Source organism: Roseateles cavernae, from assembly GCF_040187885.1.
Classification (GTDB): Bacteria; Pseudomonadota; Gammaproteobacteria; order Burkholderiales; family Burkholderiaceae_C; genus Roseateles_E; species Roseateles_E cavernae.
The window spans coordinates 36,615-49,074 of the sequence record NZ_JBDPLH010000003.1; the positions used below are offsets into that span (position 1 = coordinate 36,615).

General features: G+C 70.0%; 15 protein-coding genes. 3 read left to right on the top strand and 12 right to left on the bottom strand.

Annotated elements, in window-relative coordinates; all coding sequences use genetic code 11:
- Positions 1-3 precede the first annotated feature (3 nt).
- The 5 genes from ssuD to ABGI63_RS10800 form a co-directional block, all read right to left on the bottom strand.
- Positions 4-1,191, bottom strand: a complete 1,188-nt coding sequence (ssuD, locus tag ABGI63_RS10780; protein WP_349742433.1) for an FMNH2-dependent alkanesulfonate monooxygenase — start codon at positions 1,189-1,191, stop codon at positions 4-6.
- Positions 1,188-2,168: a sulfonate ABC transporter substrate-binding protein gene (locus tag ABGI63_RS10785; protein WP_432767405.1), complete on the bottom strand. Its 981-nt coding sequence runs from the start codon at positions 2,166-2,168 to the stop codon at positions 1,188-1,190. The genes ssuD and ABGI63_RS10785 overlap by 4 nt, the downstream gene beginning before the upstream one ends.
- A gap of 31 nt (positions 2,169-2,199) precedes the next feature.
- Positions 2,200-2,751 (bottom strand): NADPH-dependent FMN reductase, encoded by a 552-nt coding sequence (gene ssuE / locus ABGI63_RS10790; RefSeq protein ID WP_349742434.1) that lies wholly within the window; start codon positions 2,749-2,751, stop codon positions 2,200-2,202.
- A 178-nt stretch (positions 2,752-2,929) separates the two neighbouring features.
- A complete protein-coding gene (locus tag ABGI63_RS10795; protein WP_349742435.1) occupies positions 2,930-3,523 on the bottom strand; it encodes an RBBP9/YdeN family alpha/beta hydrolase in 594 nt (197 codons plus the stop codon).
- A 10-nt stretch (positions 3,524-3,533) separates the two neighbouring features.
- Complete coding sequence (locus tag ABGI63_RS10800; protein WP_266004691.1) at positions 3,534-3,752, bottom strand: TOBE domain-containing protein; 219 nt, start codon at positions 3,750-3,752, stop codon at positions 3,534-3,536.
- A 133-nt stretch (positions 3,753-3,885) separates the two neighbouring features.
- Here ABGI63_RS10800 and ABGI63_RS10805 point away from each other — a divergent pair, with 133 nt between their 5' ends.
- Complete coding sequence (locus ABGI63_RS10805) at positions 3,886-4,380, top strand: hypothetical protein (RefSeq protein ID WP_349742436.1); 495 nt, start codon at positions 3,886-3,888, stop codon at positions 4,378-4,380.
- Between the two features lie 12 nt (positions 4,381-4,392).
- Here the strand turns inward: ABGI63_RS10805 and soxR are convergent, their stop codons facing one another.
- The gene (gene soxR, locus ABGI63_RS10810; RefSeq protein ID WP_349742437.1) at positions 4,393-4,866 is read right to left on the bottom strand and encodes a redox-sensitive transcriptional activator SoxR; all 474 of its coding nucleotides are present in this window, start codon (positions 4,864-4,866) and stop codon (positions 4,393-4,395) included.
- 132 nt (positions 4,867-4,998) lie between these two features.
- Between soxR and ABGI63_RS10815 the strand changes: the two genes are divergently transcribed.
- Together ABGI63_RS10815 and ABGI63_RS10820 are read left to right on the top strand one after the other, a co-directional pair.
- Positions 4,999-5,349: an antibiotic biosynthesis monooxygenase gene (locus ABGI63_RS10815; RefSeq protein ID WP_349742438.1), complete on the top strand. Its 351-nt coding sequence runs from the start codon at positions 4,999-5,001 to the stop codon at positions 5,347-5,349.
- Between the two features lie 43 nt (positions 5,350-5,392).
- Positions 5,393-6,055 (top strand): ion channel, encoded by a 663-nt coding sequence (locus ABGI63_RS10820; protein ID WP_349742439.1) that lies wholly within the window; start codon positions 5,393-5,395, stop codon positions 6,053-6,055.
- 3 nt (positions 6,056-6,058) lie between these two features.
- Here ABGI63_RS10820 and ABGI63_RS10825 read toward each other — a convergent pair whose 3' ends face one another.
- From ABGI63_RS10825 to thiC, 6 genes are all read right to left on the bottom strand, one after another.
- On the bottom strand, positions 6,059-6,790 hold the full coding sequence (locus ABGI63_RS10825) for a glutathione S-transferase (protein ID WP_349742440.1): 732 nt from the start codon (positions 6,788-6,790) through the stop codon (positions 6,059-6,061).
- Between the two features lie 35 nt (positions 6,791-6,825).
- Positions 6,826-8,469 (bottom strand): PfkB family carbohydrate kinase, encoded by a 1,644-nt coding sequence (locus ABGI63_RS10830; RefSeq protein ID WP_349742441.1) that lies wholly within the window; start codon positions 8,467-8,469, stop codon positions 6,826-6,828.
- Between the two features lie 5 nt (positions 8,470-8,474).
- The gene (locus ABGI63_RS10835) at positions 8,475-9,266 is read right to left on the bottom strand and encodes a thiazole synthase (protein ID WP_349742442.1); all 792 of its coding nucleotides are present in this window, start codon (positions 9,264-9,266) and stop codon (positions 8,475-8,477) included.
- A gap of 1 nt (position 9,267) precedes the next feature.
- A complete protein-coding gene (thiS, locus tag ABGI63_RS10840; protein ID WP_349742443.1) occupies positions 9,268-9,471 on the bottom strand; it encodes a sulfur carrier protein ThiS in 204 nt (67 codons plus the stop codon).
- Positions 9,468-10,505 carry an FAD-dependent oxidoreductase gene (locus tag ABGI63_RS10845; protein WP_349742444.1) on the bottom strand — a complete coding sequence of 346 codons (1,038 nt, stop codon included), beginning with the start codon at positions 10,503-10,505 and terminating at the stop codon, positions 9,468-9,470. The genes thiS and ABGI63_RS10845 overlap by 4 nt, the downstream gene beginning before the upstream one ends.
- Before the next feature lie 82 nt (positions 10,506-10,587).
- Complete coding sequence (thiC, locus tag ABGI63_RS10850) at positions 10,588-12,456, bottom strand: phosphomethylpyrimidine synthase ThiC (protein ID WP_349742445.1); 1,869 nt, start codon at positions 12,454-12,456, stop codon at positions 10,588-10,590.
- Positions 12,457-12,460 lie beyond the last annotated feature (4 nt).

Sequence of the window (12,460 nt, forward strand, 5' to 3'; positions counted from 1 at the left end):
GTTTCAGGACGCCGACGCGGCTTTTTGCAGCGCGGCCTGCGGCAGGTAGTTGTTGGCGACGATCTCGCCGAAGGGGCCGGTCAGCTTCGGTCCCTGCAGCCGTTCCTGCACATCCAGCGGCAGCAGCGGGAACACCAGCTCGGCGAAGCGGTGCGCCTCCTCCAGATGCGGATAGCCCGACAGCACGAAGTAGTTCAAGCCCAGCGCCGCGTATTCCTTGATGCGGTCCGCCACCTGCTGCGGATCGCCGACCAGGGCGGTGCCGGCACCGCCCCGCACCAGGCCGACACCGGCCCAGAGATTGGGCGAGATCTCCAGGCCCTCGCGCACATCGGCCTTGTTGAACCGGCCCTGGTGCAGCTCGGCCATGCGGCGCTGGCCGACCGAGTCCATGCTGGCGAACTTGGCCTGCGCGGCCGCGACCACGCCCTCGTCCAGGTGCTGGACCAGCTCGGCGGCTGCGCGCCAGGCCTCATCCTCGGTTTCGCGCACGATCACATGCAGGCGGATGCCGAACTCCAGCTCGCGGCCCTGGGCGGCGGCGCGCGCACGCACATCGGCCAGCTTGGCGGCCACCGCGGCCGGCGGCTCGCCCCAGGTCAGATAGGTGTCGACCTGGGCCGCGGCGAGATCATGCGCGGCGTCCGAGGAGCCGCCGAAGAAGATCGGCGGGTAGGGCTTGTTGATCGGCGGATAGAGCAGCTTGCCGCCTTCGACGCGCAGATGCCGGCCCTCGAAGTCGAAGGCCTCGCCGCGATGGCTGGCCGCCAGGGCTTCGCGCCAGATGGCCAGAAACTCGGCCGACTGCTCGTAGCGCTGGGCATGCGGCAGGAACTGGCCGTCGCCGGCCAGCTCCTCCGCGTCGCCGCCGGTGACCAGGTTCACCAGCAGGCGCCCGCCGGACAGGCGGTCCAGCGTGGCGGCCATGCGGGCCGACTGCACCGGCGCCACCAGGCCCGGCCGCAGCGCCACCAGGAACTTGAGCCGGCGGGTCGCATCGATCAGGCTGGCGGCGACGACCCAGGAATCCTCGCAGCTGCGCCCGGTGGGCAGCAGCACGCCCTCGTAGCCCAGGCTGTCGACGGCGATCGCGATCTGCTTGAAATAGGCGAAGTCGGCGGTGCGCGCGCCCAGCGAGGTGCCCAGATAGCGCGAGTCGCCGTGGGTGGGGATGAACCAGAGAATCTTCATGGCTTGCTCGTGCTGGCAGTCTTCAGCGCACGCGGCAGGGCATCGCTGATCTTGATCGGCTTGGGGATCAGCTTCAGCTCGAAGAACACATCGGCGATCTTCTGCTGCTCGACGGCTACCGCCGGGCTGATGGGCTTGATGCCGTAGGCAAAACGGCTGGCGGCCAGCTCGGTGATGGCCAGGTCCAGGCCGATCTGCGGCGCCAGCAGCTGGGCGACTTCCTTGGCCCGTCCCTCGGCCCAGGCGTCGAGCTTGGCGAGCTCCTCGACGATGATCTGTATCACCTCGGGGCGCTTGTCGGCATAGGGCCGGGCGGCCAGATAGAACTGATGGTTGGCCACGACGCCGCGGCCGTCGGCGACGACACGGGCGCCGATCTGGCGCTCGGCGGCGGCCAGGAAGGGGTCCCAGATCACCCAGGCGTCGACCGCGCCGCGTTCGAAGGCGGCGCGCGCATCGGCCGGCGGCAGGAAGACCACCTGCACATCGCCGTACTTCAGGCCGGCCTTCTCCAGCAGCTTGACCAGCAGGAAATGCACGTTCGAGCCCTTGTTCAGCGCGATCTTCCTGCCCTTCAGATCGGCCACGGTCTTGATCTGCGAGTCCTTGGGCACGATCAGGGCCTCGGCCGTCGGTGCCGGGGGCTGGTTCGCGACATAGACCAGATCGGCGCCGGCCGCCTGGGCAAAGATGGGCGGCGCCTCGCCAACGGTGCCGAAGTCGATCGAGCCGACATTGAGGCCTTCAAGCAGCTGCGGGCCGGCCGGAAACTCGGCCCATTTGACCGTGATGCCTTGCGGCGCCAGGCGCTTCTCCAGCTCGCCCTTGGCCTTCAGCAGCGTCAAGGTGCCGTATTTCTGGAAGCCGATGCGCAGCTCGGAGGCCTGGGCCTGGGCCAGGCCGGTGAGCAGGCCCAGGGCGGTGATCAGCAGGGGTTTCAGCAGACGGTGGCGGCGGGTTGTCGAGAGCAGGTTCACAAGGTCTCCGATCTGTCTATGCGGGGATGAATCAGTCGTGGGCCAGCGCGGCGGCCGGCTGCGGCAGGTGCTCGAACAGCTGGGCGGCGCCCAGGCTGAGCCGGCGCGTGATCTCGTCGCCGACCCGGTAGTCGCCGTCGCTGCTCTGGCTGATCTGGCTGTCGGTGGCGTAGACCGAGTCGATATGGGCGCGGGCACCCAGCGCCGTCAGCACCGGCAGCAGCGCATAGTCCAGCGCCAGCAGATGGGCCAGGCTGCCGCCGCTGGCCAGCGACCAGACGGCCTTGCCCTTCAGTCCGTCCTGCGGCAGCAGGTCCAGAAAGACCTTCAGCAGCCCGCTGTAGGCGGCCTTGTAGATCGGTGTGGCCAGCACGATCACGCGGGCCTCGGCGACCGCCTGCTGGGCCTGCTGGATCGCCTCGTTCTTGAAGTCGGCGTGCAGCAGGGCCTGGGCCGGCAGCTCGCGCAGGCGCAGGGTCTGCGGCGTCAGCCCCAGATGCTGAAGCCGCTCGGCGGCCGCGCCGAGCAGGGCGCCGGAGCGCGAACGGGCGCTGGGGCTGGCGGCGATCAGAAGCAGGGACATGGTGTTCGAGCGGGAAGCGGTGATGGCCGCACTCTACGAAGCCGGCGACCCGCAGCGAACGAAGAACTTCGTCCTTGCTTAGCCGTTTTCCAATTGATGGGCGAAGGGTGAGCGGATGTGCTCGGCCATGAAGGTGGCGATGAAGGGCGGCTGCATCGCTTCAGGGCAGGGTGGCCGTTCAGACCGCGAACGACCATTCGCCGAATGCCGCATGCACGGCGCGCTGCTCGCGCGCAGCGCGGGCGCGCGCCGCCTCGACCCAGCGCCGGGCCAGCGGGAACGGCCCGAAGCCGGACTCGGTATTGATATGGCCGACCGCGCCCAGATTGGTGAAGCTCGCACCCCAGCGGCCAGCCCAGCGCTGGGCGCTGGCCGCGCTCATCCAGGGGTCGTTCTGGCTGGCAATCAGGGTCACGGGCCGCCCCAGCCGGCGCTGCGGCAGCGATTCCGCCAGGCCGAACTTGTCCGGCTCGGCCGGGGCCACCAGCAAGGCCTGGCGGATCGGTGAGTCGGGGTTGTCGGCCAGATGCCGGGCCAGCGCCAGCGTGCCGAAGCTGTGGGCCACCGCGATCCACTCGCCGGGGCCGGCGCTGTCCAGGCTGGTGCCGATGCGCTCGGCCCAGCGCTGCAGATCGGGATGGCTGAAGTCGCGCTGCACGACGCGGCGCGCATCGCGGTACTGCTGCTGCAGCCAGGTCTGCCAGTGCGCCGGCCCGCTGTCATGCAGGCCCGGAATGATCAGCAGGCGCGGCGGGCGGTAGGGCGCGACCATGACAGCCGACTCACAGCGTCGCGATCGAGACCTCGGTCGACTTGACCAGGGCCACCACTTCCTTGCCCGGCACCAGACCCAGTTCCTTGACCGAGCGGGTCGTGATGACGGAGGTGACGATCAGGCCCGAGGGCGTGAGCACATCGACTTCCGAGACCACCGGCCCCTCGATGACTTCCTTGATCGTGCCGCGAAACTGGTTGCGGACATTGATGGCGCTGATGCTCATGGCGGATCCTTGACGATGATGACGCGCCAGCTTAGGCCGCCCCCCTTGTGCCGCCAACGAAGGCTGGCGCAGCAGGACATGCGGGAAACAGATATGCGCCGCCAGCGTCGTAAGATCCGCCGCCACCATGACCATGACAAACAGACCCCCTCTCGCGATCCTGCCGCTTGCGCTGATCTGCGCCTTGCTGAGTGCCTGCGCTGCGTCCAAGCAGCCGGATGCGGTGCAGGCGGTGAGCGCGCCGCTGAACGATCTGAACCTGCTCAGCGCCGAGATCCCGGCGGTGCTGAGCCAGGCCCTGAAGACGCCTTATGTGCTGCCGCCGGCCGAGCAGGCCTGTGCGGCAGCGGCTGAAGAACTGCGTGCTCTCGACGAGGCCCTGGGTCCCGATCTGGACGCGCCGCCGCAGCCCGGCAATCCCAGCCTGATCGAGCGCGGCAGCGATGCAGCGGGCGATGCCGCTCTTGGCGCGCTGCGGCGCACCGCCGAGGGTGTGGTGCCTTTCCGCGGCTGGGTGCGCAAACTCAGCGGCGCCGAGCGCCAGTCGCGCAAGGTCGCGGCCGCCATCGCGGCGGGTGCGGTGCGGCGCGGTTTTCTGAAGGGCGTGCGGGCCGTCAAAGGCTGCTGAAGCGCCGCTGTCTCAGCGCGAGCGCTTGACCAGCAGCCGCTGCGGCCCCTGCCCTTCGTCGGCGAGCCGGTCGTACGGATTGCGCAGCCGGCAGCGGTCGATCGACAGGCAGCCGCAGCCGATGCAGTCGTCCAGCGTGTCGCGCAGCTTCTTGAGCTGCGCGATGCGCTCGTCCAGTTCGCCGCGCCAGTCGGCCGACAGCCGGGTCCAGTCGGCGCGGCTGGGCGCCGCCTTGGGCGGCAGCGCGGCCAGCGCGGTGGCGATCTCGGCCAGGCCGATGCCGACCCGCTGGGCCACGCGGATGAAGGCGACGCGGCGCAGCACCTCGCGCGCATAGCGGCGCTGATTGCCCTCGCTGCGGCTGCTGCTGATCAGGCCCTTGGTCTCGTAGAAGTGCAGCGTCGAGACCGCCACGCCACTGCGCCGCGCCACCTCGCCGACCGACAGCGTCGGCGCGATGCCGGCGGCCTCCAAGCCTGTTGTCATCGCTTGTCCTTTCATTCCGCGTGGATTCTGCTTGACCTTAACATTACTTGAGGTCTGAGACTTCGCGCTGCTCCTGTTCGGTGCCGCGCGATGTCCGCGCGGGCTCGGACCGGATCATTACCGAGGTCTGCCATGTCCCACGCCACCCCGTCCGCCGACTCGCGCTATCGCATCGACAAGTTCATCGTGCCCTCGTCCGCGCTGAGCAGCTTCCTGAAGCAGATCGAGCGTATCGATGCCGAGCTGAGCACCTTGCCCGGCTGCGAGCAGCATCTGGTGCTGATCCAGGAGCCTGATGTTGCGGCCGAGGTCTTCCACGTGATGACCTTGGTCGAATGGACCAGTCCGGCACATCTGATTGCTGCCAAAACCCATATGCGGCAGCGCTACCGGCGCGATGGCTTTGAGCCGGCGGCATTCATACAGGAGCTCGGAGTCAGAGCCGATCTTGGCGACTACCGACGGGCCGAGCTGGCCGGATGACGGCAGCGGCCGCCGCCCGTCCGTCGGCGTTGGACAATGGCACATGCGATATACCCGCCTGCTTGCGCTGACTCGCCGCCATCCCTCTGCGATCCTGCTGCTGGTGCAGTTGCTGGGCCTGTTGCTCTATCCGCTGCTGGAGTCGACCCGGGCCGGGCCGGTGGCGCTCGGGGCCTTTGGCATCGTGGTGCTGGTGATCACGACCGGCATGGTGCGGCGTACGCCCGGCCTGACCTGGATCAGCGTCTGCATCGCGCTGCCGGCCATCCTGCTGCTGATGCTGCAGGCCGTCTTCGACGCGGACTATCTGCATCCCTGGTCGGCCGCGCTCGAGGCGGTGTTCTATTTCTATGCGGCGGGCAGTCTGATCGCCTATATGCTGCAGGACTATCACGCCAGCACCGATGAGCTGTTCGCCGCCGGCGCCACGTTTACGCTGTTGGCCTGGGCGTTTGCCTATCTGTTCCTGGTGCTGCAGGCCTGGCAGCCGGGCAGCTTCTCGGCGGCGCTCAATCCCGAGGCGCAGCGCAGCTGGACCGAGCTGATGTTTCTCAGCTTCGCGCTGCTGTCCAGCACCGGCATCGGCGACGTGATACCGATCCGGCCGATGGCGCGCGCCATCGCCAGCATCGAGATGTTTGTCGGCGTGATGTATCTGGCGGCTGTGGTGTCGCGGCTGATCGGCTTGACCCTGCAGCGGCGCTAGAGGCTAGCCGGCATCCAGCTCCGGATAGCAACGGAAGATGCCCTGCTCGCTGAACGGGATGCGGCGCTCGCTGCGCAGATAGGCCGCGACCTTGGGCAGCGCGGCGACGCGATCATGCAGGGCGACGACGCCGGGTGTGGCGGCCAGCACGCGGGCCGTGGCCTTGGGGTAGGCGTAGCGCAGGCCTTCGATCAGCTGGAACAGCGACAGGTCCGCATAGCTCAGCTTGCCGCCGACCAGATGGCGGGTGCCGGCCGGGTTGCGCTGCACGATGGCCTCGAACCAGGGCAGGAACTTGGGCAGGCGGCTGTTGCAGAAGGCCTGGGCGCGGCGCAGTGCCTCGGGCTTCTGGTCCTCGTAATACAGGTCGGGGCCCAGCGGATGGTGGGTGTCGTGCGCCTCGGTCACGATATCGGCGATGGTCAGCTGGATCTGCTGGGTCCACGCCCGCAGCTGCTCGCTGCGCGGCAGCAGCTTCAGCTCGGCGCCGAGGTAGTGCAGGATGGCCGAGGTCTGGCCTATCATGAAGTTGCCGTCCTTCAGAAAGGGCGGCGCAAAAGGCGGGTGCGGCTGGCGGCTGTCCTGCAGATGCTGCAGCATCGCCGGCAGACCCTGGCCGGCCTCCTCCGGCCCGCGGGCCACATCGTGATAGGGCGCGCCGGCCGCCTCGAGCGCCAGCCGCACGAATTCGCCGCGACCTTGGATGGTCGGCCAGTAGTGGAGTTCATATGCCATGCCGGGGACTGTAGCCTGCGCAGCGGCCCCGGCCGTTACTCGGCCCACTGCCCCCGCATCCAGGCTTCTCCATAAGATGGCCAGACCGCAGGCCCCTGATCCAGCGCTCTGACCAGGCAGACGCCCGCCACACCGGTGCGCGCCACGCGCTCGGCCTGCGCGGGCGAGACGATGCCGCCGATGCCGAGCACCGGTGTGCCGGCCATCCGAGCCCACCAGCGCAAATGGCTCAGACCTTGCGGCAGCCAGGGCATGTCCTTGGTCGTGGTGGGCCAGACCGGGCCGCAGGCGATATAGCCGGGCGCCAGGCCGCGTGCGCGCGCCAGCTCCCACAGGCTGTGGCTGGAGATGCCCAGCTTCAGGCCGCAGACCTCGCGTTCGCGCAGCAGCAGGCTGCGTTCTGCATCGCTCAGCGCCGCCCAGTCCTGCTGCCCCAGGTGCAGGGCCGTCGCACCTTCCTCCAGGGCCAGGCGCCAGTGGTCGTTGATCCAGAGCTGGCTGCCGTGCCCCAGGCCTTGCAAGGCCCTGCGTATCGCCGTGCGCAGATCCTCGCCGGCATCGGCTTTGACACGCAGCTGGATCTGTGGGAACAGCCCCGACGCGGCGAGTCCGGCCACGCGAGCCGCGTCGTCGGTGATCGCGTAGAGCCCGCAGCGATGGTCTGCGATCACCTCGCCGCGCAAGACCCGGCCCCAGCGGGCCAGTGTTGCCGCATCCAGCGCCTCATCGCCGAAGCTCATCACCGGCATCGCCAGCGGCTCGGCGATGAAGGCCGGCGCCGGCCGCAGCGGGCCGGCGCCTGCGCCGGCGGCATGGCCGTCGCGCAGCGCGGTCCAGCTCAGCATCTTGGCCAGCACCGCCGCGTCGGGCAGCGGGAAGCCGCGTGCCAGCGCGGCGGCGGCTGCCGTGGCAAAGCTGCAGCCACTGCCATGGTGGTGGCGCGTGGCCACGCGGGGCAGGGCCAGCCAGCCGGCCGTGCCGCCGAGCTCGGGCTGCCAGGGGCTGAGCGGGCCGTCCCACCAGTCCAGCGCCAGCTCGGCGGCGTCGTCCCCGCCGGTGATGCAGACGGCCTGTGCACCCAGCTGCCGCAGCGCGGCGGCCATGGCCGGCACGCCATCCGCGAGCCCGGTCAGTCGAGCGGCCTCGCGGCGGTTCGGCGTGATCAGGCTCGCGCGGGGCAGCAGCCATTCCCGGTAGGCGGCGATCAGCGCTTCGTCGGCGAAGCTGGCGCCGCCGGCGCTGGCGCCCAGCACCGGATCGACCACCAGGCCGACAAAGCCGTGCTCACGCCGCAGCGCGTCGATCGTTTCGGCCACCGAGCGCACCGCCGCGACGCTGGCCAGCAGGCCGGTCTTGATGACGCGCGGCGGCATGTCGGTGGCCAGCGCCTCCAGCTGGGCCTGCAGCTGCTCTCCGGGCAGCGGGAACACGGCCCGTACCCCGAGCGAGTTCTGCGCGGTGACGGCCGCCACCACCGGGCACAGATGCACGCCCATCGCCGCCGCTGCGCGCGTGTCGGCCGCGAGGCCGGCGCCACCGCCGCTGTCGGTGCCGGCCACGCTCCAGATCACCGGCGGGGTCGGGTCTTGCGTCCAGGGCGGCGTATGGTCGGTGTCGGGGTCGACGGCCTGGATCCAGGGCGAGGACAGGCTGGGGTGGGGATAGAGAGGCTCGTCCATGGCGTTCAGCCCAGCAGGAAGGCGTGGCCGCTGACCGGCGTGCTGGCCACCGCGAAATCCTGCGGTGCCATCAGCCCGGCGAGGCGGGCCTGGCGGCCCGCGCGCACGGCATCGCGAAAGGCCTCGGCCATCACCACCGGATCGCGCGCCTGGGCCACCGCGCTGTTCAGCAGCACGGCGTCGAAGCCCAGCTCCAGCGCCTGCGCGGCCTGCGAGGGCGCGCCGAGGCCGGCATCGATGATCAGCAGCGCCTCGGGCAGGCGCTCGCGCAGCGTGCGCAGGCCCTGCAGATTCATCAGCCCCTGGCCCGAACCGATAGGCGCGCCCCAGGGCATCAGCACGGCGCAGCCGGCGTCCAGCAGGCGCCGGCCCAGGATCAGGTCTTCGGTGCAGTAGGGGAAGACGGTGAAGCCCGCGCGCACCAGCTCGGTGGCGGCCGCGAGCAGCTCGAAGGGGTCGGGCTGCAGGCTCAGCTCGTCGCCGACCACCTCCAGCTTGATCCAGTGCGTGCCGTAGAGCTCGCGCGCCATCTGCGCCAGCTGCACCGCTTCGCGGGCCGTGCGGCAGCCGGCGGTGTTCGGCAGCAGCCGTGCGCCCTGGGCCTGGGCGCTCGCCAGGGCCTGCGCGAGCGCGCCGTTGTCGCCCGCCTGCAGGGTGCGCTTCAGGCCCACGGTCAGCAGCATGCTGCCGCTGGCGAGTATCGCGTGCTGCAGGACCTGCGGGCTGGGGTAGCCGGCCGTGCCGAGGAAGAGGCGGCTGCGCAGTGCGACGCCGTCGATGCTCAAGACATCATCCATATCAGCCTCCGACAATCGGTTTGAAGAGCAGGATACGGTCGCCGTGGCTCAGCACGGTGCCAGGTCTTGCCTCGCGGGCGACAAACTCGCCATTGCGGGCGGTGGCCACGCTCTCGGGTGCGCGCTGCTGTCGGACCAGCAGCTCGGCCAGCGTGCTGCCGGGCGGCAGCTGCAGCGCTTGTTCGTCCAGATGGATGGTGATCATGGGGTGGTTTCCAGGGAAGCGAGAGCGCTTTCGCCCAGCAGGCGCTGCACCAGCGCCGGGGCCAGCAGCCAACCGTGGCGGTACAGGCCGTTCAGCCGCAGCAGGCCGGGCTCATGATGGCTGTGCGGCAGGTTGTCGGGCAGGGCGGGGCGCAGGTGGCGGTCCAGCCGGCTGATGCGGGCCTCGGCCAGCGCCGGCAGCACGCTGTGGGCCGCCGCCATCAGCTCCACCGCGCTGCGCAGGCTGACCGGGCTGCGGTCCTCGCTCTCGATCTCGCTGGCGCCGACGATCAGCTCGTGCTCGCTGCGTGGCACCAGATAGACGCGGTGGCGCGGGTGCAGCAGACGTAGCGGGCGCTGCAAGCCGTGGCCCGGCAGCGCCAGCGCCACCACCTCGCCGCGCACGCCGCGCAGGCTCGGCAGCTCGGGCCGGCCGCCCAGGCCGCGCGTGTCTATGGCCCAGTCGGCGTGGACATATCGGCCGCCGGTCAGTTGCAGGCGGCCAGGTTCGACCGCGCTCACGGCCTGCTGCCAATGCCAGGCCACGCCGGCCGCCTCGGCATGCAGGGCCGCCATTGCCTCGACCGGGTGGATCAGGCCCTCGCCGGGCAGCAGCCAGGCGCACAGCCCCGGCGCGAGCGCCGGCTCCAGCGCGCGCTGCTGATCCGGGCTCAGGTCCTGCGCACCGGGCATGCGGGCCAGCGCCCGCGCCGCCGTGCCCCGGTCGCTGCGATGGGCCAGCAGCAGGCTGCCTTGCACCCTGAGGCGTACCGGTGCTTTGAGCCGGCCCACGATGCCGGGCCACAGAGCGAGGCTTTGCCAGCCGAGGGCGGCGATCGCCTCCCCGCCGCACTCCTGCTCGGCCAGCGGGCTCAACATGCCGGCGGCGGTGAAGGCGGCCGCGCCCTGGCCGTCGAAGCTGGGTCCGGGGCCGAGCGCGGGGTCGAAGACCTCGACGCTGTGCCCCGCCCGCGCCAGCGCCCAGGCGAACAGGCGGCCGGCCAGGCCGGCGCCGGCGATGGCGATGCGTGCCATCAGGGCTCCCGCCGGGCCACCCCAAGGGAGGCCTGCGCCCCCTCGGGGAGCAGCGAGCAAAGCGAGCGTGGGGGCCTCATTTTCAGAGCACGGTCTTGATGGGGATGTAGAGCTCGCTGCCCTGGGCCTTGAACTCGGCGCTCTTGTCGGCCATGCCCTGCTGGGCGGCGGCGTAATCGCGAACCTCCTGCGTGATCTTCATCGAGCAGAACTTCGGGCCGCACATCGAGCAGAAGTGCGCGACCTTGGCACTGTCCTTGGGCAGGGTCTCGTCATGGAACTCGCGCGCGGTGTCGGGGTCCAGGCCGAGGTTGAACTGGTCGGTCCAGCGGAACTCGAAACGGGCCTTGGACAGCGCGTCGTCGCGCGCGCGCGCGCCCGGGTGGCCCTTGGCGATATCGGCCGCGTGCGCCGCGATCTTGTAGGCCATCAGGCCGGCCTTCACATCGTCGCGGTCGGGCAGGCCCAGATGCTCCTTGGGCGTGACGTAGCAGAGCATCGCGCAGCCGAACCAGCCGATCATCGCGGCGCCGATGCCGCTGGTGATGTGGTCGTAGCCGGGCGCGATGTCGGTGGTCAGCGGCCCCAGCGTGTAGAACGGCGCCTCGTCGCAGTGCTTCAGCTGCTCGGTCATGTTCGCCTGGATCAGGTGCATAGGCACATGGCCCGGGCCCTCGATCATGGTCTGCACATCGTGCTTCCAGGCGATCTTCGTGAGCTCGCCCAGGGTGCGCAGTTCGGCGAACTGGGCCTCGTCGTTGGCGTCCGACAGCGAGCCGGGCCGCAGGCCGTCGCCCAGCGAGAAGCTGACGTCGTAGGCCTTCATGATCTCGCAGATCTCCTCGAAATGCGTGTAGAGGAAATTCTCCTGATGGTGGGCGATGCACCACTTGGCCAGGATGGAGCCGCCGCGCGAGACGATGCCGGTGCGGCGCTTGACCGTCATCGGGATGAAGGGCAGGCGCACGCCGGCATGGATGGTGAAGTAGTCGACGCCCTGCTCGGCCTGCTCGATCAAGGTGTCGCGGAACAGCGCCCAGGTCAGGTCGTCGGCCACGCCGCCGACCTTCTCCAGCGCCTGGTAGATGGGCACGGTGCCGATGGGCACGGCGCTGTTGCGCACGATCCAGTCGCGCGTCGTGTGGATGTTGCGGCCGGTCGAGAGGTCCATCACCGTGTCGGCGCCCCAGCGCGTGGCCCAGACCATCTTCTCGACCTCTTCCTCGATGGATGAGGTGACCGCCGAGTTGCCGATATTGGCGTTGACCTTGACCAGGAAGTTGCGGCCGATCGCCATCGGCTCCAGCTCGGTGTGGTTGATATTGGCCGGGATGATGGCGCGGCCACGGGCGATCTCGTCGCGCACGAACTCGGGCGTGATCAGCTCGGGAATGCTGGCACCGAAGGACTGGCCCTTCAGCCGGGCCTCGCGCTCGGCGTCGGCCTCGTACTCGCGCATCCATTCATGGCGCTGGTTCTCGCGGATCGCGACGAACTCCATCTCCGGCGTGACGATGCCGCGGCGCGCGTAGTGCAGCTGCGTGACATTTGTGCCCGCACCGATGCCGCCTTTGGCGCGGCGCGGCGTGCGCTGCAGGCCGGCGCTGATCTCGTGCAGCTTGAGCTGCTGGGCCTGGTCGCGCAGGCCGTCGTCGATCAGCTGGATGCGGCGGCCCTCGTAGGCCTCGGTGTCCTGTCTAGCCTCGACCCAGGCGGCGCGTGGCGTGGGCAGGCCGCGCCGCACGTCGATGGCGGCGGCCGGGTCGGTGTAGGGGCCGGAGGGGTCGTAGACGGTGACGGTCTCGCCGTTCGTCAGCGCGATCGCACGCATCGGCACGCGCAGCTCGGGATGGCGCTCGCCGGCCAGATAGATCTTGGTCGACGCGGGCAGGGGTTCGCGGCTCAGCGCGATGCTCTGATCCAGCGCAGTCGGTTCGGTGATGCTGTTCATGACG